The organism is Mycobacterium sp. 155 (assembly GCF_000373905.1).
In the GTDB taxonomy this organism is placed as follows: domain Bacteria; phylum Actinomycetota; class Actinomycetes; order Mycobacteriales; family Mycobacteriaceae; genus Mycobacterium.
This window is the reverse complement of sequence record NZ_KB892705.1, coordinates 2,407,427-2,430,482: the sequence shown is the minus strand read 5'-3', so window position 1 is coordinate 2,430,482 and position 23,056 is coordinate 2,407,427. Positions and strand designations below refer to the sequence as shown.

At 65.3% G+C, this 23,056-nt stretch carries 21 protein-coding genes and 3 pseudogenes; 3 read left to right on the top strand and 21 right to left on the bottom strand.

Annotated features, from left to right (window positions below; all coding sequences use genetic code 11):
- The 18 genes and pseudogenes from B133_RS0111625 to B133_RS24395 all read right to left on the bottom strand — a co-directional run.
- Complete coding sequence (locus B133_RS0111625) at nucleotides 1-1,605, bottom strand: NADH-quinone oxidoreductase subunit M (protein ID WP_018601255.1); 1,605 nt, start codon at nucleotides 1,603-1,605, stop codon at nucleotides 1-3.
- Entirely contained in the window at nucleotides 1,599-3,479 is a 1,881-nt protein-coding gene (nuoL, locus tag B133_RS0111620) for an NADH-quinone oxidoreductase subunit L (RefSeq protein ID WP_018601254.1), read from the bottom strand. The genes B133_RS0111625 and nuoL overlap by 7 nt, the downstream gene beginning before the upstream one ends.
- Before the next feature lie 7 nt (nucleotides 3,480-3,486).
- Nucleotides 3,487-3,786, bottom strand: coding sequence for an NADH-quinone oxidoreductase subunit NuoK (gene nuoK / locus B133_RS0111615; protein ID WP_018601251.1), 300 nt, complete (start codon nucleotides 3,784-3,786; stop codon nucleotides 3,487-3,489).
- Between the two features lie 23 nt (nucleotides 3,787-3,809).
- Nucleotides 3,810-4,574 (bottom strand): NADH-quinone oxidoreductase subunit J, encoded by a 765-nt coding sequence (locus B133_RS0111610; RefSeq protein ID WP_018601250.1) that lies wholly within the window; start codon nucleotides 4,572-4,574, stop codon nucleotides 3,810-3,812.
- Nucleotides 4,574-5,113, bottom strand: a pseudogene (gene nuoI, locus B133_RS0111605) (NADH-quinone oxidoreductase subunit NuoI); the annotation flags it as partial. The pseudogene nuoI and the gene B133_RS0111610, both read right to left, overlap by 1 nt.
- Nucleotides 5,088-6,311: an NADH-quinone oxidoreductase subunit NuoH gene (nuoH, locus tag B133_RS0111600; RefSeq protein ID WP_018601246.1), complete on the bottom strand. Its 1,224-nt coding sequence runs from the start codon at nucleotides 6,309-6,311 to the stop codon at nucleotides 5,088-5,090. The gene nuoH and the pseudogene nuoI, both read right to left, overlap by 26 nt.
- A complete protein-coding gene (locus B133_RS0111595) occupies nucleotides 6,308-8,695 on the bottom strand; it encodes an NADH-quinone oxidoreductase subunit G (RefSeq protein ID WP_018601245.1) in 2,388 nt (795 codons plus the stop codon). The genes nuoH and B133_RS0111595 overlap by 4 nt, the downstream gene beginning before the upstream one ends.
- A 92-nt stretch (nucleotides 8,696-8,787) precedes the next feature.
- Nucleotides 8,788-10,104 (bottom strand): NADH-quinone oxidoreductase subunit NuoF, encoded by a 1,317-nt coding sequence (gene nuoF, locus B133_RS0111590; protein ID WP_018601244.1) that lies wholly within the window; start codon nucleotides 10,102-10,104, stop codon nucleotides 8,788-8,790.
- Nucleotides 10,101-10,832, bottom strand: coding sequence for an NADH-quinone oxidoreductase subunit NuoE (nuoE, locus tag B133_RS0111585; protein ID WP_018601242.1), 732 nt, complete (start codon nucleotides 10,830-10,832; stop codon nucleotides 10,101-10,103). The genes nuoF and nuoE overlap by 4 nt, the downstream gene beginning before the upstream one ends.
- The gene (gene nuoD / locus B133_RS0111580; RefSeq protein WP_018601241.1) at nucleotides 10,833-12,131 is read right to left on the bottom strand and encodes an NADH dehydrogenase (quinone) subunit D; all 1,299 of its coding nucleotides are present in this window, start codon (nucleotides 12,129-12,131) and stop codon (nucleotides 10,833-10,835) included.
- On the bottom strand, nucleotides 12,131-12,808 hold the full coding sequence (locus B133_RS0111575) for an NADH-quinone oxidoreductase subunit C (protein WP_018601240.1): 678 nt from the start codon (nucleotides 12,806-12,808) through the stop codon (nucleotides 12,131-12,133). Before B133_RS0111575 ends, nuoD begins: the two co-directional genes overlap by 1 nt.
- Entirely contained in the window at nucleotides 12,805-13,359 is a 555-nt protein-coding gene (locus B133_RS0111570) for an NADH-quinone oxidoreductase subunit B family protein (RefSeq protein ID WP_026256292.1), read from the bottom strand. The genes B133_RS0111575 and B133_RS0111570 overlap by 4 nt, the downstream gene beginning before the upstream one ends.
- Nucleotides 13,350-13,718, bottom strand: a complete 369-nt coding sequence (locus tag B133_RS0111565) for an NADH-quinone oxidoreductase subunit A (protein ID WP_018601235.1) — start codon at nucleotides 13,716-13,718, stop codon at nucleotides 13,350-13,352. Before B133_RS0111565 ends, B133_RS0111570 begins: the two co-directional genes overlap by 10 nt.
- A gap of 174 nt (nucleotides 13,719-13,892) precedes the next feature.
- Nucleotides 13,893-14,291: a response regulator transcription factor gene (locus B133_RS0111560; protein WP_018601233.1), complete on the bottom strand. Its 399-nt coding sequence runs from the start codon at nucleotides 14,289-14,291 to the stop codon at nucleotides 13,893-13,895.
- A 64-nt stretch (nucleotides 14,292-14,355) separates the two neighbouring features.
- Nucleotides 14,356-14,874: a YceI family protein gene (locus tag B133_RS0111555; protein WP_018601231.1), complete on the bottom strand. Its 519-nt coding sequence runs from the start codon at nucleotides 14,872-14,874 to the stop codon at nucleotides 14,356-14,358.
- Nucleotides 14,875-14,947: 73 nt separating this feature from the next.
- Nucleotides 14,948-15,838: a hydroxymethylglutaryl-CoA lyase gene (locus B133_RS0111550; protein WP_018601229.1), complete on the bottom strand. Its 891-nt coding sequence runs from the start codon at nucleotides 15,836-15,838 to the stop codon at nucleotides 14,948-14,950.
- Nucleotides 15,835-17,034 carry a CaiB/BaiF CoA-transferase family protein gene (locus B133_RS0111545; RefSeq protein WP_018601227.1) on the bottom strand — a complete coding sequence of 400 codons (1,200 nt, stop codon included), beginning with the start codon at nucleotides 17,032-17,034 and terminating at the stop codon, nucleotides 15,835-15,837. Before B133_RS0111545 ends, B133_RS0111550 begins: the two co-directional genes overlap by 4 nt.
- 17 nt (nucleotides 17,035-17,051) lie before the next feature.
- Nucleotides 17,052-17,201: pseudogene (locus tag B133_RS24395) on the bottom strand (alpha/beta hydrolase); the annotation flags it as partial.
- Between the two features lie 207 nt (nucleotides 17,202-17,408).
- Here B133_RS24395 and B133_RS25340 point away from each other — a divergent pair.
- A pseudogene (locus B133_RS25340) lies at nucleotides 17,409-17,492 on the top strand (peptidase C56); the annotation flags it as partial.
- Between the two features lie 519 nt (nucleotides 17,493-18,011).
- A complete protein-coding gene (locus B133_RS0111535; protein WP_018601223.1) occupies nucleotides 18,012-18,989 on the top strand; it encodes an esterase family protein in 978 nt (325 codons plus the stop codon).
- Nucleotides 18,990-19,112: 123 nt separating this feature from the next.
- Here B133_RS0111535 and B133_RS0111530 read toward each other — a convergent pair whose 3' ends face one another.
- From B133_RS0111530 to hisN, 3 genes are all read right to left on the bottom strand, one after another.
- Entirely contained in the window at nucleotides 19,113-20,333 is a 1,221-nt protein-coding gene (locus B133_RS0111530) for an acyl-CoA dehydrogenase family protein (RefSeq protein ID WP_018601221.1), read from the bottom strand.
- A gap of 14 nt (nucleotides 20,334-20,347) precedes the next feature.
- Nucleotides 20,348-21,745 carry an acyl-CoA dehydrogenase family protein gene (locus B133_RS0111525; protein ID WP_018601220.1) on the bottom strand — a complete coding sequence of 466 codons (1,398 nt, stop codon included), beginning with the start codon at nucleotides 21,743-21,745 and terminating at the stop codon, nucleotides 20,348-20,350.
- Between the two features lie 107 nt (nucleotides 21,746-21,852).
- Nucleotides 21,853-22,635, bottom strand: coding sequence for a histidinol-phosphatase (gene hisN, locus B133_RS0111520; protein ID WP_018601219.1), 783 nt, complete (start codon nucleotides 22,633-22,635; stop codon nucleotides 21,853-21,855).
- Nucleotides 22,636-22,658: 23 nt separating this feature from the next.
- Between hisN and B133_RS0111515 the strand changes: the two genes are divergently transcribed.
- Nucleotides 22,659-22,991 carry a hypothetical protein gene (locus tag B133_RS0111515; RefSeq protein ID WP_018601218.1) on the top strand — a complete coding sequence of 111 codons (333 nt, stop codon included), beginning with the start codon at nucleotides 22,659-22,661 and terminating at the stop codon, nucleotides 22,989-22,991.
- The last annotated feature ends 65 nt before the right edge of the window (nucleotides 22,992-23,056 follow it).

The window sequence follows — 23,056 nt, the reverse complement described above, 5'->3', positions numbered from 1 at the left end:
TCAGCGGCTCCCTTCCGCCACGGTCGGCGGTGCACTCGGTACCGGATCGGTCTGGCCCATGATGGTCAGGGTGTGTTGGACTGCCGGATTGATCACGTCGAGCGCGGGTTTGGGATAGATCCCCAGCACCAGCAGCAGGGCGATCAACGGTGCCACCACGGCGAGTTCGCGAGGAACGAGATCGCGGAGGCCGCGCACACCGGCGGTGCCGTCCCCGTCGTCCTCGCGGACTGGACCGGTCATCATCCGCTGGTAGGTCCACAGGATGTAGACCGCCGAGAGCACGAGGGCCGTCGAGGCGAATACCGCCAGCACCGGGTAGCGGGTGAATGTGCCGATAAGGACCAGGAATTCGCTGATGAACGGCGCCAGGCCGGGCAGTGACAGGGTGGCGAGCCCGGCCACCAGGAACGTGCCGGCCAGGACCGGCGCCACCTTCTGCACCCCGCCGTAGGCGGCGATCAGCCGGCTGCCGCGCCGCGACACCAGGAAGCCGGCGATGAGGAACAGGGCCGCCGTGGAGATTCCGTGGTTGATCATGTAGAGCGTCGACCCGGACTGCCCCTGGCTGGTCATGACGAAGATGCCCAGGATGATGAAGCCGAAGTGCGAGATCGACGTGTAGGCGATCAACCGCATTACGTCGACCTGACCGATCGCGAGCACCGCGCCGTAGACGATGCCGATCACCGCCAGCGTGATGATGAACGGACGGAAATAGGTTGCCGCGTCGGGGAACAACGGCAGACAGTAGCGGAGCATGCCGAACGTGCCAACCTTGTCCATGATGGCCATCATCAGCACCGCGCTGGCCGGGGTGGCCTCCACTGCGGCATCCGGCAGCCAGCGGTGGAACGGCCACAGCGGAGCCTTGACCGCGAACGCGAACATGAAGCCGAGGAACAGGAAGCCGCCCACCACCGGACTGAGCACCAGTCGGCCCGATGCGACCGCCTCGACAATGGCCCGGAAGTCGAAGGTGCCGGATCCGAAAACGTCGCTCTGCGCCGTCACCACATACAGCCCGATCACCGCGGCCAGCATGACCAATCCGCCGAACAGGTTGTACAGCAGGAACTTCACTGCCGCCTTGGAAGCCTGCGCCCGGCTGCCGCCATACCCGCCGATGAGGAAGTACATCGGGATGAGCATGGCCTCGAAGAACACGTAGAACAGCAGGATGTCCAGGGCTACCAGCGACATGAACACCATGCCCTCGACTGCCAGCATGAGTGCGAGATACGCCTGGACCGATCGGCCGGCCAAGCCCGTCCGGTCGGTGGCGTCGTTCCAGCCGGCGACGATCAGCAGCGGCATCAAAACCGCGGTGAGAACCACAAGCGCGAGCGCAATCCCGTCAACGCCGAGGATGTATCCGGTGCCGAAAGACGGTATCCACGGATGTGATTCGACGAACTGGTACTGCTTACCGGCCGGGTCGAAGCCGACCGCGAGGACGATCGTGACGCCGAGCGCCACGAGCGAGACGGCTAGCGCGAGCCATTTGGCCAGAATCCGCTGACCGGCCGGGATCAGGATCACGACTATGGCGCCCACGGTCGGGACCGCCCAGAGCACCGTGAGCCACGGAAAGGTACTCACCACAGTCGCACCGCCAGAATTGCCGCCACCACGAGCGCCGCGCCGGCAAGCATCGACAGCGCGTAGGACCGAGCGAAGCCCGTCTGCCATTGTCGTAACCGCTCGGAGGATCGACTGACCAGATCGGCCAGGCCGTTGGCGGCCCCGTCCACACCCTTGTCGTCGACCTCCGCCAGAGCTGCGGTCAACGTCTGCCCACCCCGCATGAACACCGCCTCGTTGAACGCGTCACCGTACAGATCCCGGCGGGCCGCCACTGTGAGCGCCGAACCTACCGGGACGTCCACCGGAACCGGCTGGCGGGCGTACATGCGGTAGGCGATCGCGATGCCCACTGCCACCACCGCCAACACCACGACCGTCACCACCCACGCGGGTACGCCGTGTTCCGCCTCATGGCTGCCGACAACCGGTTCGAGCCAGTGCGACAGCGTCCCGCCGATCGCCAGGGCACCACCGGAGACCACCGAGCCCACCGCCAACAGGATCATGGGCCAGGTCATCACGGCCGGGGACTCGTGCGGATGAGTGCCTGGAGCCCAACGTTTCTCACCGAAGAACGTCATCAGCATCACGCGTGTCATGTAGAAAGCAGTGATCCCCGCGCCGAGAATGGTGGCCCCGCCGAGGATCACGCCGCGCGCTCCGCCGGCCCCCAGCGCGGCTTCGATGATGCCGTCCTTGGAGAAGAACCCGGCCAGTGGCGGCACCCCGATGATCGCGAGGTAACCGAGCCCGAACGTGGCGAATGTGATCGGCAGGACCTTACGCAGCCCGCCGTAGCGGCGCATGTTCACCTCGTCGTTCATGGCATGCATGACCGAACCGGCGCCGAGGAACAGCCCGGCCTTGAAGAACCCGTGCGTCAGCAGATGCATGATGGCGAATGCATAACCGGCCGGACCGAGCCCGGCAGCGAGCACCATGTAGCCGATCTGGCTCATGGTCGATGCTGCGAGGGCTTTCTTGATGTCGTCCTTGGCGCAGCCGATGATCGCGCCGAACAGCAGCGTGACGGCGCCGACGATGACGACACCGGTCTGGGCGGCCGGCGCGAGATCGAAGATCGGGCCGGACCGCACGATCAGGTACACGCCTGCGGTGACCATGGTGGCCGCGTGGATCAGCGCCGACACCGGCGTCGGGCCCTCCATCGCGTCACCCAGCCAGGACTGCAGCGGCACCTGCGCGGACTTACCGCACGCCCCCAGCAACAGCAGCAGCCCGATGGCGGTCAACGTCGACTGGCTCACCCCCGGCGCGGCGGAGAACACACCCGCGAACGAGATCGAGCCGATGCTGGCGAACATGATCGCCACCGCGATCACCAGGCCCATGTCACCGACCCGGTTGACGACGAATGCCTTCTTGGCGGCGGTCGCCGCCGACGGCTTGTAGGACCAGAACCCGATGAGCAGGTAGGAGGCGAGGCCCACACCTTCCCACCCGGCGTACAGGCCGAGGTAATTGTCGGCCAACACCAGCAGCAGCATGGCTGCGAGGAACAGGTTCAGGTACGCGAAAAACCTTCTCCGGTCCGGATCTTCGGCCATGTACCCGATCGAGTAGATGTGGATCAGTGAGCCGACACCGGTGATCAGCAACACGAAGCACACCGACAGCTGATCGAGCTGTAGACCGAAGTCGACGTGCAGTCCGCCGACAGGGACCCAGGAGAACAACGTTTCGTGAATCGCCCGGTCCTCGCCGTGGCGGCCGAGCATTCCGGTGAACAGCACTGCCCCCACGACGAACGCGGCGATCGACATCGCACACCCCAGCAGGTGACCCCAGCGGTCGGAGCGTCGCCCGGCCAACAGCAGGATCGCTGCCCCCGCGGACGGGAGGGCGATCAGCAGCCATACAGGTAGTGTCATCGCGCCCTTAATGTCTCAGCAGATTGGCGTCATCGACCGAGGCCGAATGTCGCGTGCGGAAGATGGTCATGATGATGGCCAGCCCGATCACCACCTCGCAGGCGGCGACCACCATGGTGAAGAACGCCACAACCTGACCGTCGAGATGACCGTGCATGCGAGAGAACGTCACGAACGCCAGGTTCGCGGCATTGAGCATCAGCTCCACGCACATGAACATGACGATGGCGTTGCGCCGCAACAACACTCCGGACGCACCAATGGTGAACAGCAGAGCCGACAGATACAGATAGTTCGCGGGATTCATCTATACTCCTCGCGTCCGCGGGTTCACTGGCCCTCCCTTGTCGTATCTGTCGCCATACTGCGCTGCGGCAGGATGGCGCTGACCGACAGCACGGCATCGGAGCCGTCGGGCAGTCGGGCCGGGACGTCGACTGCGTTGTGGCGTGCGTAGACACCGGGATTGGGCAACGGAGTCGGCCGCCCACCGGCTTGGAAGCGTTCAATCGCCAATTCGCGCTGCGTTTTCCGGCGTTCGAACCGTTCCCGGTGTGCCAGTACCATGGCGCCGAGCGCAGCTGTGATCAGCAGGGCACTGGTGAGCTCGAACGCCCACAGGTACCGGGTGAAGATCAGCGCGGCCAGTCCTTCCACGTTGCCGCCACTGTTGGCCTGCGTGAGCCCGGTGAAGCCGACAGTCGAGACGTTGCCGATGCCCGCGATCAGCAGGATCCCGAAGCCCAGCCCTGCGACGAGTGCCGCGACCCGTTGCCCGCGCAGGGTTTCCACCATTGATTCCGACAGGTCGACACCGATGAGCATGAGTACGAACAGGAACAGCATCATCACCGCACCGGTGTAGACCACCACCTGAACCACCCCGAGGAACAACGCATCCTGGGCGACGTAGAGCACCGCGAGCGCGATCATCGTCGAGGCCAGGGACACCGCCGAGTACACCGCCTTGGGGGCGGCCACCACACCGATGGCACCGGCCACCGCGACTGTGCCGAGGATCCAGAACACGACGGCTTCCGACGTCGAGGTCGTCGTCATACCGTCGGTCGCAGCGGTGAGCAGTTCGACGCTCATTAGGCGTCCTCGGTACAGGGTGTGATCTTGCCCAGGTAGTAGTCGTCGTCGGTGCTGCCCGGTGCCATCTCATGCGGTGGGGCCTGCATGCCGGGCTGCAAGGGGGCCAGCAGTTTGTCCTTGCCCAGAATGAGATCGGCGCGGTTGTCGTCGGCCATTTCATAGTTATTGGTCATGGTCAGCGCGCGCGTCGGGCACGCCTCGATGCACAACCCGCAGCCGATGCAGCGCAGATAGTTGATCTGATATACCCGCCCGTAACGCTCACCCGGTGAAAAGCGTTCGCCGGGCTGGTTGTCGGCACCTTCGACGAAGATGGCGTCCGCCGGGCAGGCCCAGGCGCACAGCTCGCAGCCGATGCACTTCTCCAGGCCATCGGGATACCGGTTGAGCTGGTGGCGGCCGTGATAGCGGGGTGCGACTGGCCCCGGCTTCTCCGGATACTCTTCGGTGATCGTCTTCTTGAACATCGAGCCGAATGTGACTGCGAAACCGGCCAGCGCGTCGAGGAATTTAGGCATCAGCCGTCTCCTTCCTGAGGGACGGGAGTGGCGGGACCGGGTACGCCCCGGCGCCGTGCTCCAGTGGCGGTGGAACGGTTCTGCGCCGCAACGACTTCCACAACGCCACGGCGAGTACGAGGACGATGACGACCGCGGCGCTGACGAGACCGGTGGCCCAGCCCTGATAGCCGTGCGCGCGCAGACTATGAGTGATGGCCACGACCATGATCCAGACCAGCGACACCGGGATCAGGACCTTCCAGCCCAGCGCCATGAACTGGTCGTAGCGCAGCCGTGGCAGCGTTCCGCGCAGCCAGATGTAGAAAAACAGGAACGTCCACACCTTGGCGACGAACCACAGCAGCGGCCACCATCCGCTGTTGGCGCCGTCGATCAGGTTGAACGGGAACGGGGCACGCCAGCCGCCGAGGAACATAGTGGTGGCCAGCGCCGAGACGGTGGTCATGTTGACGTATTCGGCGAGCATGAACATCGCGAATTTCAGCGACGAGTACTCGGTGTGGAAGCCGCCGACGAGCTCGCCCTCGGCCTCGGGCAGATCGAAAGGCGCACGGTTGGTTTCACCAACCATCGACGTGACGTACACCACAAACGACGGCAGCAGCAGGAACACGTACCAGGTGTGATCCTGGGCCGCGACGATGCCCGAGGTGGACATGGTGCCGGCGTAGAGGAACACCGTGGCGAACGACAGCGCCATCGCAATCTCGTAGGAGATCACCTGGGCGCTGGACCGCAGCCCACCCAGCAGCGGATAGGTGGACCCCGATGCCCACCCGGCCAGCACGATTCCGTACACGCCGATCGAGGTGACGGCCAGCACGTAGAGCACCGCGACCGGCAGATCGGTCAACTGCAGTGGTGTGCGGTGCCCGAACACCGACACCGCGCCGCCCATCGGGATCACCGCGAATGCCATGAACGCGGGGACCACCGCGATCACCGGCGCCAGCAGGTAGATGGGCTTGTCCACCCCGGCCGGGGTCAGGCCCTCCTTGAGCGCGAGCTTGACGCCGTCGGCGAGAGACTGCAGCAGACCCCAGGGTCCGACCCGATTGGGCCCGGGCCGCAACTGCATGCGGCCCAACACTTTGCGTTCGGCCAGGATGGCGGTCAGCACCGTCAGCAACAGGAACACGAAGATGCCCAGCGACTTGGCCAGGACCAGCCACCATGGATCGTGACCGAACAGGTTGGGGTCGGGATATGTCATGAACCGGCTCCGATCGACACGACGGCCCCGGCGACGGCGCCGAGTTGCCGGTACACCGCCGAGCCGGGGGAGTGCAGCGGGAGCCACACCACCCGGTCGGCCATGTCTGTAACGGCAAGCGGGAGGGTGACGGCACCGCGATCGGTGCGGATGGTCACCGGATCACCATGCACCGCACCGATTTCAGCGGCAGTGGCGGCCGACAACCGGGCCACCGGCGTCGGTGCTGTACCGGCCAGATACGGCTCGCCGTCCTGCAGGCGCCCGGCGTCGAGCAGCATGCGCCAGCTCGCCAGCACCGCCTGCCCCGGCTGGGGATCCGCTGGTGCCGCGGTCGGCACCGATGGTGCGTCTGGACGTGGTCCCGACCAGGAACCCAGCGCGGCCAGCTCGGCATCCGCGGCCGCCGGGGTCGTCAGGCCGAGGTCGACGCCGATCTCGTCGGCCAGGTAGTGCAGTACCCGAAGGTCCGGAATCGCGTTGGTGCGCAATGACGGTTCGAACGGGCGGATCCGGCCCTCCCAGTTGACGAATGCGCCGGCCTTCTCCACCACCGGCGCGACCGGGAACACCACGTCGGCCAGTTCGGTCACCGCGCTCTCCCGTAGCTCCAGGCTGATCACGAACGGTGTCGTGCGCAGCGCTGACACCGCCAGGACCGGATCGGGCAGATCGTCGAGTTCGACGCCGCCGACCAGCAGGGCGCCGAGTCGGCCATCGGCCGCCGCGGCCAGGATCGCCGTCGTGTCGCGGCCAGGTGTGTCCGGCAGTTCCCCAGCCCGCCAGGCCTGTGCGGTCTGCGCGCGCGCTTGCGGGTCGGCGACGGGACGGCCGCCCGGCAGCAGGTTGGGCAGGGCGCCGGCCTCCACGGCACCGCGTTCCCCGGCCCGTCGTGGAATCCAGGCCAACCGGGCGCCGGTGGCAGCGGACAGTCGCGCGGCCGCGGACAGCGCACCCGGTGACCCGGCGAGCCGCTCACCGACCAGGATGACTGCACCCGGTTCTCGCAACCGGGCGTCGCCGGTCAAGCCGTCGAGCGTGGCGGCTTCGGTACCGGGAACGGTGGGGAGCAGCGTTCCCGACATCTTCTCCAAACCGCGGGTAGCGAAAGGTGCCAGCGACAGCACCCGTACCCCATGTCTGCGGGCACCTTTGCGCAGCCGCAGGAACACGATCGGCGATTCTTCCTCAGGCTCGAAGCCGGCCAGCAGCACGGTTGGCGCGACCTCGAGTTCGGCGTACCGCAACGTCATCGACCGGCCGGCCACCGCGGTGGCAAGGAAGTCGGCCTCCTCGGCGGAGTGGTCACGGGCGCGGAAGTCGATGTCGTTGGTGCCCAAGACCATCCGTGCGAACTTCGAGTAGGCGTAGGCGTCCTGCACTGTGCTGCGCCCGCCCACCAGGACCCCAGCGTTGCCGCCCGCTGCCAACAAGCCGGCTCCGGCCACGGTGAGGGCCTCCGACCAGGACGCCGGCCGCAGGGTGCCGGTGTCGTCACGAAGCAGGGGAGTGGTGATGCGATCACCGACGGTCGGGTAGGTGAACGCCCAACGGCCCTTATCGCAATTCCACTCCTCGTTGACCTCGGGATCGTCACCGGCCAAGCGGCGCAGCACTTTCCCGCGGCGATGGTCAGTGCGTTGGGCGCACCCGGACGCGCAGTGCTCGCACACGCTGGGACTGGACACCAGGTCGAACGGCCGGGCCCGGAATCGGTAGGCGGCGCCGGTCAGCGCCCCTACCGGGCAGATCTGCACGGTGTTGCCGGAGAAGTACGACTGGAACGGCTCGTCCGGTGCGATCCCAACCTGTTGCAGCGCACCGCGTTCCAATAGGTCGATGAACGGGTCCCCGGCGATCTGGGCGGAGAAACGGGTACAGCGGGCACACAGCACGCAACGTTCACGGTCCAGCAGGACCTGTGCGGAGATATTGATGGGTTTCGGGTAGGTGCGCTTGACGTCGGTGAACCGGGTCTCGGGACGCCCGTTGGACATGGCCTGGTTCTGCAGCGGGCATTCCCCGCCCTTGTCGCAGATCGGGCAGTCGAGCGGATGGTTGATCAACAGCAGTTCCATCACGCCGCGTTGCGCCTTGTCGGCCGCCTCGGAGGTGAACTGCGTGTGCACCACCATGTCAGGGCTGACGGGCGTGGTGCACGACGCCATCGGCTTGCGCTGACCCTCGATGTCGACCAGGCATTGGCGGCAGGCACCCACCGGGTCCAGCAGTGGATGGTCGCAGAACCGGGGAATCTGGATCCCCATCAGCTCGGCCGCGCGGATGACCAATGTGCCCTTCGGCACGCTGATTTCGTCTCCGTCGATAACCAGCGTCACCATTTCCACCGGTGGCGTGTCCTTGGTCGGCTCGGCCAACGTCACGAGCGGCCCCCTTTCCTTGCGCGAGCAGACATGAAAGTCCCCGTATCCTCGGCGTGTCGAGTACCTATGTGTCTGCTCGCGGTGAGAAACATCTACACACCCGCCTCTTCGGTTGCCATCAACGCCGAGGCGTGCGGATCGAACGGACAACCGCCGTCCAAGTGCGCGACATACTCGTCGCGGAAAAGCTTGATCGATGACATGACCGGGGTGGCCGCGCCGTCACCCAAGGCGCAGAACGATTTTCCGAAGACGGTGTCGGAGATGTCGAGCAGCTTGTCGATGTCTTCTTCGGTCGCTGCGCCGGTCTCCAGCCGGGCGTAGATCTGGGCCAGCCAGTAGGTGCCCTCACGGCACGGCGTGCACTTGCCGCAGGATTCGTGCGCGTAGAACTGGCTCCAGCGGCGGACCGCGCGTACCACGCAGGTGGTGTCGTCGAAGATCTGCAGCGCCTTGGTTCCGAGCATCGACCCGACCGAGGCCATTCCCTCGTAATCCAGTGGAACGTCGAGATGTTCGGCGGTCAGCAGTGGTGTCGAGGAGCCGCCCGGGGTCCAGAATTTCAATGTGTGGCCGGTACGTATGCCGCCCGCGTAGTTGAGCAGTTCCCGCAGCGTGATGCCCAGCGGAGCTTCGTACTGCCCTGGCCGGTTCACGTGGCCGGACAGCGAATACAGCGTGAAACCGGGGGATTTCTCCGACCCCATGGACCGGAACCAGTCCACCCCGTTGAGCAGGATCGGCGGGACGCTGGCTATGGATTCCACATTGTTGACCACGGTCGGGCAGGCGTAGAGGCCCGCCACAGCCGGGAACGGCGGACGCAGTCGCGGCTGGCCGCGGCGCCCCTCCAGAGAATCCAGCAGTGCGGTCTCCTCGCCGCAGATGTACGCGCCCGCGCCGGCGTGCACCGTCAGTTCCAGATCGAAGCCCGAGCCGAGGATGTTCGAGCCCAGGTAGCCGGCGGCATAGGCATCGGCGACGGCCGCCTGCAGGCGCCGCAGCACCGGCACGACTTCGCCGCGCAAGTAGATGAAGGCATGCTTGGCCCGAATCGCGTAAGCCGCGATGATCATTCCCTCGACCAGGAAATGCGGTGTGGTCAGCATCAGCGGGATGTCTTTGCAGGTGCCGGGTTCGGATTCGTCGGCGTTGACCACCAGGTAGTGCGGCTTCGCGCCGGCCCCCTCGGTGCCCTGCGGGATGAACGACCATTTCATGCCCGTCGGGAAACCGGCACCGCCCCGGCCGCGTAGGCCCGAATCCTTCACCAGCGCAATGACATCGTCAGGCGGCATCGCCAGCGCCTGCTGCAATGCGCGGTAGCCGTCGTGGCGGAGGTAGGTCTCCAGCGTCCAAGGTTGCGGTTCGTCCCAGAACCGACTCAGCACGGGTGTCAGCGCAGTCATGCTTCTGTCCCGTCCGGGTTCGGAGCCGACATCCCGAGTTCACGTGCCTGGTACAGCCCTGCCAATGTGGCGGCTCCGGGTGCCCCGCCCGGCACGTGTGGATCGGTCAGCCCGGCCAGTGTGCGCGCGGTCTCGCGGAAGGTGCACAGCGGTGCGCCGCGGGTGGGGTCCGGCGGGTTGGCGGTGCGCAGCCCGTCGACCAGATCGCGTGCCGAAGAAGGGGTTTGGTTGTCGTAGAACTCCCAGTTGACCATGACCACCGGGGCGTAGTCGCAGGCGGCGTTGCATTCGATGTGCTCGAGGGTTACGCGCCCGTCCGTGGTGGTCTCACCGGCGCGGATGTCCAGATGGTCCTCTAGCGCATCGAGAATCGCGTCACCACCCATGATCGCGCACAACGTGTTAGTGCATACCCCAACCAGATAGTCACCGGTCGGGGTGCGCCGATACATCGAATAGAACGTCGCCACCGCGGTGACCTCGGCGTCGGTCAGTCCGAGTCGTGCTGCGCAGAACCGGATTCCGGCGGGGGTGAGGCAGCCGTCCTCGGCCTGCACCAGATGCAGCAGGGCCAGCAGGGCCGAGCGCGCATCGGGGTAGCGGTCGATGATGCGTTGCGCGTCAGCGGTCAGCCGGTCTGTGACGTCGTCGGGATATGCCGCGGGCCCGTTGATCGGCGGGCCCGCTTCGTCGGGTCGTTGCCCGAGTTCCAGGAAGACTTCCTTCACCTAGCGGTCCACCCCTCCCATGACCGGATCGATCGACGCCACCGCCGCGATCGCGTCGGCCACCATGCCGCCCTCGCACATCGCCGCCACGGCTTGCAGATTGGTGAACGACGGGTCGCGATAATGCACCCGGTACGGCCGGGTGCCGCCGTCGGAGACCATGTGTACGCCGAGCTCGCCGCGCGGCGACTCCACGGCCACATACACCTGACCTGCCGGTACCCGGATGCCTTCGGTGACGAGCTTGAAGTGGTGAATCAGCCCTTCCATGGACCGGCCCATGATCTTGGCGATGTGCTCGGGAGAGTTGCCCAGCCCGTCAGGTCCGACTTTGAGATCCGCGGGCCAGGCCAGCTTCTTGTCGCTGATCATGACCGGGCCGGGCTCCAGCCTGTCTATACACTGTTGCACGATCTTCAACGACTCCCGCATCTCCTTGACCCGGATGATGTAGCGGCCGTAGGAGTCACACTGATCGTCAGTGATCACATCGAATTCGTAGTTCTCGTAACCGCAATACGGTTGGGTCTTGCGTAGGTCGTGCGGCAACCCGGTGGACCGAAGCACGGGCCCGGTGATGCCCAGCGCGATGCACCCTGTGAGATCCAGATAGCCGACGCCGACCGTGCGGGCCTTCCAGATGTAGTTCTCGTTGAGCAGATCCTCCAAGTCGGTCAACCGCTTCGGCAGCAATTCCATCAGAGCTCGCAATTGGGGAATCGCGTCGTCGGGAAGGTCGACGGCCACCCCGCCGGGCCGGATGTAAGCGTGGTTCATCCGTAAACCGGTGATCGCCTCGAAGACTCTCAGGATCTCCTCGCGTTCCCGGAATCCGTAGAACATCGCGCTCATCGCGCCCAGTTCCATCCCGCCGGTCGCCAATGCCACCAGGTGCGACGAGATGCGGTTGAGCTCCATCAGCATCACGCGGATCACGCTGGCCCGCTCGGGGATGTCGTCGGTGATGCCGAGTAGCTTCTCCACCGCGAGGCAGTAGGCCGTCTCGTTGAAAAACGGTGACAGGTAATCCATTCGAGTGACGAACGTGACGCCCTGGGTCCAGTTGCGGAATTCGAGGTTCTTCTCGATACCGGTGTGCAGATACCCGATGCCGCAACGGGCTTCGGTGATGATCTCACCCTCGATCTCCAGGATCAGGCGCAGCACTCCATGGGTGGATGGGTGTTGCGGGCCCATATTGACCACGATGCGCTCGCCGGCATGCTCCCGGGCGGCCGCCACGACCTCGTCCCAGTCCTGTCCGCCGACCATGACGACGGAGGATTCGTCGGTAGTCATCAGTTGTACGACCTCCGCTGATCGGGCGGTGGAATCTGGGCGCCGTGATACTCCACCGGAACGCCGCCGAGGGGGTAGTCCTTACGTTGCGGGTGGCCCACCCAGTCGTCAGGCATCTCGATGCGGGTGAGTGCCGGATGACCGTCGAAGATGATGCCGAAGAAGTCGTAGGTCTCGCGTTCGTGCCAGTCGGTCGTCGGGTAGATCGCGTACAACGACGGAATGTGCGGATCGGCATCCGGCGCGGCGACCTCCAACTGGATGCGCCGGTTGTGTGTGATGGACATCAGTGGGTACACCGCATGCAGTTCACGACCGGTGTCGTCGGGATAGTGCACACCGCTCACGCCGAGGCACAGTTCGAAGCGCAGGGCAGGATCGTCACGCAACACCGCCGCGACCGCGGGCAGCTGCATTCGGCTGATCTCAAGGGTCAACTCGTCGCGGTACACCACCACGCGCTCGATCGATAGCTCGTAGCGTTCCTCCCCGAGCACCTCGGCCAGCCGATCGACCACGTCGTCGAAACACCCGCCGTACGGCCGCGGCGAACTGCCGGGCAGGGCGACCGACCGGACCAAGCCGCCGTAACCCGAGGTATCACCGGTGCCGGAGGCGCCGAACATACCGTGACGCACTCCGATCACCTCGGGCGTGTCGCCGTTGGAGGTGCTCATCGCAGCAGCCCCTTGAGCTCGATGGTGGGTGCGACCGACAGGGCTGCGTTCTCGGCCTCGCGGATGGCTTCGGCCCGGTTCACTCCGAGTGGCATTTGCTGAATCTTGTCGTGCAGCTTGAGGATGGCATGTAACAGCATTTCGGGGCGGGGCGGGCAGCCCGGTAGATAGATGTCGACCGGAACCACGTGATCCACCCCTTGGACCACCGCATAGTTGTTGAACATGCCGCCCGAGGACGCGCAGACCCCCATCGCCAGCACCCATTTCGGCTCGGCCATTTGGTCGTAGATCTGCCGCAGCACGGGCGCCATCTTCTGGCTGACCCGGCCTGCCACGATCATCAGATCGGCTTGGCGGGGGGTCGCGGAGAACCGCTCCATCCCGAACCGTGCGATGTCGAATCGCGGGCCGGCCGTCGACATCATCTCGATGGCACAGCACGCCAAGCCGAACGTCGCAGGCCACAACGATCCCTTGCGGACGTAACCGGCCACCGCTTCCACCGTGGAGAGCAGGATCCCGCCGGGCAGACGTTCTTCTAGTCCCAATTCAAGCCCCCTCGCCGCCAAACGTAGGCGTACGCCACGAACACCGTCAGCATGAACAACAGCATCTCCACCAGCGCAAACAGGCCGAGACTATCGAACGCGACCGCCCACGGGTACAGGAACACGATCTCGATGTCGAACACGATGAACAGCATCGCCGTCAGGTAGTACCGGATGGGCATGCGCTGGCCGGTAGAACCTGCGGAACCAGGAGCTATCGGCTCGATACCGCATTCGTAGGCTTCGAGTTTGGACCGGTTGTAACGCTTGGGACCGATGATGAGGGCCATGCCCACGGAAACCACCGCGAACGCAGCGGCGATCGCACCGAGAACCAGAATTGGTGTGTATAGATTCATGCCGTGCGGCTGCTCCCTCGCTGGGCTGTCGATGTGAGCTCACCCACAGCCTAGCGAGCTTTGCGGCCCGCGCCATGCATTTTGATTAGTATCGGTTACTACCGGGCCGGTGTGCAACAGCGCACTTTGCCGTGCTATGAATGTTGAACGGTTACAGGGTATTTCGCGTTCTGGCTACCGCGCGGGGGTGCGCAGCAACGACACCACCGCGTCGCTGAGCCGGATCGGGTCGATCGGGTGCGGGACGGCCGCCTCGGCGCGTGACCAGTTGGCCAGCCAGGCATCGTCCGGCCGTCCGGTGAGCACCAGGACCGGCGGGCAGTCGTCGATCTCATCCTTGAGCTGCTTGGCGATCCCCATTCCGCCGGTGGGCGTGGCCTCACCGTCTAGGATGACGAGGTCGAATCCACCCTTGTCCATCTGTGCGATCACCATCGGTGCGGTCGCGATCTCGACATATTCCAGTTCAGGCAATTCCGGGTGAATGCGTTTGCCGAGCGCGAGTCGTACCTGCTCACGGGTGCGCGGATTGTTGCTGTACACCAGGATGCGCAGCGGCGCGGGGCCGACCATGCTCGCGATGCTACTGGCTGAGTAGCGCGCGGGCCGGTCAACTCGGCGAATTCGACTTATGCGTTCAGTCGCGGGTGAACACCAACTCCGCGGAGATCTCCGTCATCGGGCCGACCATGCCGAGCAGGTTGCCCGAGACGCCGAATTCGCGCCTGTCGACCGTGCAGCCACCGGCCACCCGTACCGCTCCGCCCGCCAGAATCTGCACGGTGACTGGCAATTCGACTGGGCGCGAGATGGCGCGGACCGTGAGTGTCGCCTGCAGCCGAGCGTCGTGCGCATCGCCGGGCAGCGCTCCCGTCACCTCTACGACGATGTCGGGGTGGTTGTGGACGTCGAAGAAATCGGCGGAGCGCAGATGCTTGTCGCGTTTGGCGATCCCGGTGTGCAGTGACGTCGCGCGGACCGTCACGCGCCCGGTCACCGTATCTCCCACGATGCCGTCGCCGCTGAACCCGGAGAATGTGCCGGTCACCGTCGAGAGTCCCCACGCGGTCTTGTTCCGGAACGTCACCGAGGATCGGTTTGGCGTGAGCCTCCAGCGGCCCGCGGTGTCGACGAGGATGTCCGGCAGAGTGGTCATGGCGCCTCCGTGGTGATCGGGCTGGTGGGTCTTGATCAGGTTGGGCTACGACGTGCTCGAGATCAGCTTCGCGTCAGTTCAGGATTCGGTCACCCGCGCGCAGCAGGGCACTCGGTAATGCGTGGCCCACAACCTGCTCGGCCACCTTGGCTGCGGCGATCGCGGCGCTGAGATCGACGTCGACGTCGATGTCGCTGTCCCGCAACAGATACACAAGATCCTCTGTGGCGATGTTGCCCGTCGCGCCGGGAGCGAACGGGCAGCCGCCCAGACCGCCGACCGAGGCGTCCAGTCGCGTCACCCCGGCCTGCACCGCAGCGTAGGCGCTGGCCAGTCCGGAGCCCCGGGTGTTGTGGAAGTGCGCACCGAGTGGCAGGGCGCCGATGACCGGGCGCGCATGCTCGACCAGCGACGTCACGCGGCGCGGCGTGGCGGTCCCGATAGTGTCGGCGATCGCGACGCGATCAACACCGAATTCGACTGCGGCGGAAAGGATATCGATCACTCGATGCGAATCCGTCGGTCCGTCGAACGGGCAGTCCCACGCCGTGGCGACGATGACCTCGACGGTGGCATCGGCGTCGTGCGCAACCCGCGCCACATCTGCGATGGCCGAGGTCGCCTCGGCGCTGGTGCGGCCGACGTTGGCTTGGCTGTGGCTATCGGAGGCCGACACCACGTACTCGATGGATCGCAGCCCTGCGGCGATGGCACGTTTGGCGCCATTGGGGCTGGCCACCAGCGCGGAGAATTCCACATCGGGAAACGCCGTCAGGGTCTCCGCAAACTCGGGGGCGTCGGCCAGAGCCGGCACCTTGGACGGGGACACGAACGCGGTCGCCTCGACTTCCCTGACCCCGGTGGCGACGATCGCCTCAAGAAGTGCGACCTTGGCCGACAACGGAATCGGATTCTCCAGTTGCAGGCCGTCGCGCAGACAGACTTCGCGGATATCGACCTTCACAGGACTCCCTCCTCACGCAGCGCCGCTAACTCGTCATCGGAGTGCCCGAGCAGCTCGCCGTACACCTCGTCGTTGTGCAGGCCGGGTCGTGCCGGTCCGGCGTTGCGTATGGTGCCGGGAGACTCGGACAGCACAGGCACGATGCCAGGGCCTTTGACGTTGCGCTGGATCCGGTCATCCCAGTGGTCGGCGATCATGCCGCGGGCCTGCAGCTGCGGATCCTTGACCACCTCGGCGACGGTGTTGATCGGCCCGGAGATCACCCCGGCCTGCGACAGCGTCTCGATGATGTCGACAGGCTGACGTTCGGCTGCCCACGCACCGATGATCTTGTCCAGCTCGTCCTGATTACGGCCACGTGCAACGTGATTGACGAACCGGTCGTCGGAGGCCAGTTCAGGGCGATCCATTGCCGCGCACAAGCGGCGGAACACGGTGTCCTGGTTGGCGGCGATGACCACCCAGCTGCCATTCGCAGTCTGATAGATGTTGGACGGCGCAATACCTTCCAGTCTGGTGCCAGACGGTCCGCGCACGACGCCGCCGGTGTCATAGTCCGGAATAGTGGATTCCTGGATGGCTAAACATGATTCGGTCAGCGCCGTGTCCACCACCTGTCCCTCGCCGGTGACGCTGCGGCGGTAGAGCGCCGCGAGCGCCCCCTGGGCGGCGAACATCCCGGCCAGACTGTCGCCCAAAGATAGCGCCAGCCGTGGAGGAGGGCCACCGGGGAAGCCGTTCATGTGCCGCAGACCGCTGGCTGCTTCGGCAACCGAGGCGTAACCGGCCTTACCGGCCTCCGGCCCTGTCTGCCCATAGCCGGATACCCGTACCAGGATGATGCCCTTGTTGCGTTCCCGCAGCACGTCGTAGCCCAGATTCCACTTCTCCAGCGTGCCGGGCCGGAAGTTTTCCACAATGATGTCGGAGCGGTCGACCAGCTCGAGAAACAGCTGGCGGCCGCAGTCGGCACGCAGGTCCAGCGTGATGGCCTTCTTGTTGCGCGCGTGCACTGTCCAGAAGAAATGATGCCCGTCGAGCTCGGCCTGACCCCAGGTGCGCAGCGGGTCGGGGCTGCCGGGTAACTCGACCTTGATGACCTCGGCGCCCATATCGCCGAGCAGCCGACCGGCGAACGGCCCGGAGATCAGGGTGCCGAGTTCGAGCACCCTGATGCCGTCCAATGCGCCCGTCACAGCGACAGCCTCGTGCCCAGCGTGGGCACCGCGATGCCCGGGCCGGTTTTGGCCGCGTCGCCATTGGCACCGTCGTAGCTCCACCGCGACAACCAGCTGGGGAGTGTGCAGGATCGGGCCAGACCCACGGGGCTCGTGTTCACCACCTGAGGATCGCCCAGACAGTACTGTCCCGTCCACCCGCTTCGAGGTTTTGCCTTTTGCGCAGGTAACCGTTGGATTCCAGGGCTAGGACCTCGCCGTTCACCGATGCCGATCTGCGACTTCCTTCGCGCTGGAATCTCGAATCAGCGCGACGCACAAGCAGTCTGCTGCTCTTCCGCCGTGCGCCGAACGAAAGGACCCGCATGTCCAAGGAATGACAAGGTCGCCGGATCGGCATTCTGGCCGCGGACGGTGTAGAGCGCATCGAACTCGGTGGCCGCGGCGAGCTGCTGTCCATAAAGTCGGGAGAACTGGCGAGTACTCCGGGCCCAGACGTAGGCGGGCAGGCCATGCCCCCTCGCCCTGCGGCCCATTCCAGCCAGCAAGCCCAGCGTTGGCGCAGCGGAAAGTGACCATACTTTTAGTATGTGGTTTTGAGTGCAGTCGGAATCTGCTCGGAGACGATTGGATAACCCTCCGGACACCGGTTGTAGACGGATTGGTGTCGGCCGTAACTTGACGCGGTTGACTTGAACGGGGGGCAGCTCCCGTTTGCGCTGGTAGGACACCCCGGCAGGGTGTGAAGACAAAGGCAGCGTTATTTTTTGCCGAGCCAAGTTGTGCCGCGCCGTAACGGGCCGTCGGTTTTCTCTCATCGCGCCCTCATGATTTACTCAAGACGCAACAACTGAATTTCTCGGTCCGCTCCGCTGAAGCACCGGGCTCAGTCGAGCGGGCGTGACGATGCAGCGATCCTTCGTTGCATGTCGCACGATGATCCATGATCGCGCAGTACTGGGCGTAGTTAACCGGAAGATGGACGGATTCGCAGTATGACCTTCATTGACAAGATTCGTGGCCATTGGGCGCGCCGGCTTTCGGTGGCGGCCATGGCAGCACTGCTGCTGCCTGGCTTGATCGGCGTGGCGGGCGGATCGGCGACCGCGGGAGCGTTCTCCCGGCCCGGTCTGCCGGTGGAGTACCTGATGGTCCCGTCGCCGTCGATGGGCCGTGACATCAAGGTTCAGTTCCAGAGCGGTGGGTCGGGTTCGCACTCGGTATACCTGCTCGACGGCCTGCGCGCTCAGGATGACTACAACGGTTGGGACATCAACACCAACGCGTTCGAGATGTTCCTGAACACCGGGCTGTCGGTAGTCATGCCGGTCGGCGGACAGTCCAGCTTTTACAGCGACTGGTACCAGCCGGCCTGTGGCAACTCTGGTTGTGTCACCTACAAGTGGGAGACCTTCCTGACCAGCGAGCTGCCGGAATGGCTGGCCGCCAACCGCGACGTCGCTACGAACGGTAACGCAGCCATCGGCCTGTCCATGGCCGGTTCGGCCGCGCTGATCCTCGCCGCCTACCACCCCGACCGGTTCATCTATGCCGGCTCGATGTCGGGCTTCCTGAACCCCTCCGAGGGCTGGTGGCCGTTCCTGATCAACATCTCGATGGGTGACGCCGGCGGTTACAAGGCCAACGACATGTGGGGTCCCACCGAGGATCCGAACAGCGCCTGGAAGCGTAACGACCCGATGGTGCAGATCCCGAGGCTCGTCGCCAACAACACCCGGATCTGGATCTACTGCGGTAACGGTCAGCCGGACGAGCTCGGCGGCGGCGACCTGCCGGCGACGTTCCTGGAGGGCTTGACGATCCGCACGAACAAGACGTTCCAGGACAACTACATCGCCGCGGGCGGTAAGAACGGCGTGTTCAACTTCCCGGACAATGGCACGCACAACTGGGCCTACTGGGGCCGGGAACTGCAGGCCATGGTCCCGGATCTGCAGCGAGTCCTGGGCTAACCACCTCGCCGAGCAGACAGAAAACTGCCCCAAATCTTCGGATTTGGGGCAGTTTTCTGTCTGCTGGCCGGCTGGAACTAGGAGCGCAGCGCTGGGCTCGAAGTGCGGCTTGCGAGGGGAAGGTTACTTCAGCTCGGCCGAGGAGAGGCCCAGCAGCCGGCGGGCCACTACGAGCTGCTGGATCTGCTGAGTGCCTTCGAAGATGTCGAGGATCTTCGAGTCCCGCGCCCACTTCTCCAGCAGGGTCTGCTCCGAATAGCCCACGGTCCCGGCCATTTCGACGGCCTTGAGGGTGATGTCGCTGGCCACGCGGGCAGCCTTGGCCTTACCCATCGAGGCTTCCTTGGAATTGGGAATGCTGTTATCGGCCTGCCACGCGGAGCGCACCGTCAACAGGTAACTGGCCTCCCAGTCGGCCTCCATCCGCAGGAACTCCGCCGCGGGCGCACTCTGGGCGTGCGCGGGCTTGTCGTAGGAGATCTCCACGCCCGCATCGGTCAGGATGGCCCGCAGATCCTCCAGCGCGGCCCGCGCGATACCGACAGCCATGGCCGCCACGATCGGTCGAGTGTTGTCGAAGGTCTCCATGACCCCGGCAAAACCCTTCTCCACGTGGATCTCCGGATTGCCGAGCAGATTGTCCTTCGGGATGCGGGCATTCTCGAAGCGGATCACCGCGGTGTCGGAGGCCTTGATGCCGAGCTTGTGCTCGAGGCGCTCGACGGTGACCCCGGGATGCTCGCGCGGCACGATGAACGACTTGATCGCCGCGCGGCCCAAAGACTTGTCCAGCGTCGCCCAGACCACGATGTGGGTCGCGCGCGAACCCGCGGTGACGAAGATCTTCTCGCCGTTGATCACGTACTCGTCGCCGTCGAGCACCGCGGTGGTGGTCACGGCAGCGGAGTCGGAGCCGAAGCCGGGTTCGGTGATGGCCATCGCGGCCCACACGTCCTTGCCGAGCCGTTCCAGCTGCTCGGGCGTGGCCACCGAGGAGATGGCGGCGTTGCCCAGGCCTTGGCGCGGTACCGAAAGCAGCAGTGCCACATCGCCCCAGCTGATCTCCACTGCGTTGAGCAGTGCAGACATATTGGCGCCGTTGACAGTTGTCTTCTGGCCGTCGCCGTTCGCATCGTCACGGAACGCCTCGGCACCCGCGAACGAGATGGTCTTGGCACTCGCGATGCCCTCGAACAGGTTGGCCAGGGTGTCGAGCTCGACCGGATAGGAGTGCTCGGCGAGATCGTACTTGCGTGAGATCGGGCGAAGCATCTCGGCGGCGCCCTGATGGCCCTTCTCGATGACGGCCTGAAGCTTGCGGGGTATTTCCAGATTGATTGCCATGATTCGTCTTTCGCTTAGAGGACCACGACGCCTTCGGCGATGCCGATGGCCCGCAGATCGCGGTACCAGCGCTCGACCGGGTGTTCCTTGGTGTATCCGTGACCGCCGAGCAGCTGGACCCCGTCCAGACCGATCTGCATGCCCTTGTCGGTGCCGAGCTTGTGGGCCAGCGCGGCTTCGCGGGCGAACGGCAGGCCCTGTTCGGCCCGCGCGGCACCGCGCCACGTGATGAGTCGTAGGCCGTCGAGTTCGATGGCGATGTTGGCGGCCGTGAACGCGACGGATTGCCGGTGGGCGATGGGCTCGCCGAACGCGTGGCGTTCCTTGATGTAGGGAATCACGTAGTCCAGCACTGCATGCGACGTACCGACCGCCAGCGCTGCCCAGCCGAGTCGCGACAGCGCGATCGCTTCCGAGTAATCCTGGTCAGCGGCCTCGTCCTCACCGAGGCGGGCGTGCAGGGGTACGGCGACATTGTCGAGTTCGACCTGGCCGAGCGCGGCCGCGCGGATGCCCATGCTGGGATCGGCCTTGACGGTAAGGCCTTGCGACGACGCCTCGACGATGAACAGTGCCGGTTTGCCGCTCAGTTGTGCTGCGACGATGAATAATTCGGCGTCGGCCGCGGCCGGCACCAGCGATTTGACCCCGGACAGCCGATAGCCGCTCGGCGTGCGTACCGCGGTGGTCTTGAGCATGGTCGGGTCGAACAGTGCGTGCGGTTCGGCGATCGCCACGCAGCCCTGCGGGACGTTCTCGCCCGCGAATTCCCTGAGATAGGTGGCCTGCTGATCGGCGCTGCCCCAGTGGGTGAGCGCCGCTGCGACCCCGCCGGGCGCCAGGATCGGCAGTGCCAGACCCATGTCGCCGTAGGCCAACGCCTCGGCGACCAGGGCATTGGTCACGGTGCTGCGGTGCTCGGCGATGCCGTCGAAGTCCTCCGGGACGTTGATGGCGGTGATACCCAGCTCAGCGGCCTTGGCGATGAGGTCCGCCGGGTGGGCGGCCGCTTCGTCGGCGTCGTGGGCCGCCGGCCGCAGGATCTCCTTGGCGAACGCGTTGACCGTGTCGACGATGATCTTCTGGTCGTCGTCGGGGGTGAGGTCGAAGTAATCGGCGCCGCTGGCCTTGAGCCGAGTGGCCGGCTTGCCTAGGCCTTGCACCCGCTGGAACTGTCGGGTGGCTGCCCCGACAGTCGAAAAGACTTGCTTCACACCGTATTTCAGGCCGCGATTGAGCGGGTCGCGCAATCCATAGCGGTCAAGGAACTCCTGGCCCAGGATCGGGGTGATCAGCGCCAATCCGATGTCGGTCGCTGTCCGCTTGTGCTTGTGCATACCCACGGCGCTCGGCTGGCCGGAGCGCTGGGAGTGGGGTGTAGAGCCGTTGTTGGACGGCAGGGTGTTGGTCATTGTCAGCTGCCTCTAGTTGGTCGTGACGACGCATCTGACCGTATCTTACTCCGGAGTAAGGTATGGCGCCGCAGCAACCCAACTTCACACCCGTCGCACAGGTCGGCTCACCCCTGGGACAACCTGCTCAGCACCTCCGGATGGAGCCGTCCGTTGGTGGCCAGCGCACTGCCGCCGTGCGGTCCGTCGACGCCGTCGATGCTGGTGAAAGTGCCTCCGGCCTCGCGAATCAGAATGTCGAGCGGAGCGATATCCCACAGCTTCACCTCGGGTTCGCAGGCAATGTCGACCGCGCCCTCGGCGACCATGCAGTACGACCAGAAGTCCCCGTAGGCTCGCACCCGCCACACCGCATCGGTCAGTTCGACGAAGCGATCCCGGCGGTCCTCCCAGCCGGTCGTGAGGTCGGAGTACGACAGACTGGCCGATGCCAGATCACTGACACCGGAGACCGAAAGCTTGCGCGTCGTCCCGGCGAACGAGCCGAACGCGCCTTGGCCGGCGCCCGCCCACCAGCGACGGGCCAAGGCCGGTGCGCTGATTACCCCGACAGTCGGTGTGCCATCCTCGAGGAGGGCAATCAACGTGCACCACACCGGTACGCCGCGGACAAAGTTCTTGGTGCCGTCGATCGGATCGAGAACCCATTGCCGGCCCGTCAAAGCGGTTGTGCCACCGAACTCTTCGCCGAGCACCGAGTCGTCCGGCCGCGCGTCGGCCAGCGTCGCTCGCAGTGACTCCTCCGCGCCGCGGTCGGCGTCGGTGACGGGCGTCAGGTCGGGTTTGGTTTCAACACGCAGGTCTAATGCGCCGAATCGGGCCATGGTCAGAACGTCGGCCTGATCGGCGAGTCCGAGTGCCAGGGACAGGTCATCTGCATGGGTGCTCATGGCAGCAGTCCTACCATGGCCTTGTGTGGGAATTCGGCATACTCCTGTTGCTAGTCGGCGTGCTGGTGCTGCTGCTGGCGCCGCGGATCATGCGACGCCGCGGTATGGGGCCCGACACCGTATCCGGCACGCTGCTGGTCACGGGGGTCAGCCCGCGCCCGGACGCCCAGGGGGAGCAGTTCGTCACGATCACCGGCGTCATCAACGGACCGACGGTCAACGAGCATGTGGTGTATCAGCGCATGGCTGTCGATGTGTCCAGCTGGCCCACCATGGGCCAGCTGATCCCAGTGGTGTATTCGCCGAAGAACCCGGACAAGTGGGCGTTCGCCTCACCGGGCTCTCCCGCGCCGTGACCCTGGGCAGCCTTCGATAGGTCGAGTGGCTCGGACGGGATGTGGTCGGGTGCGAAGACGGCGCT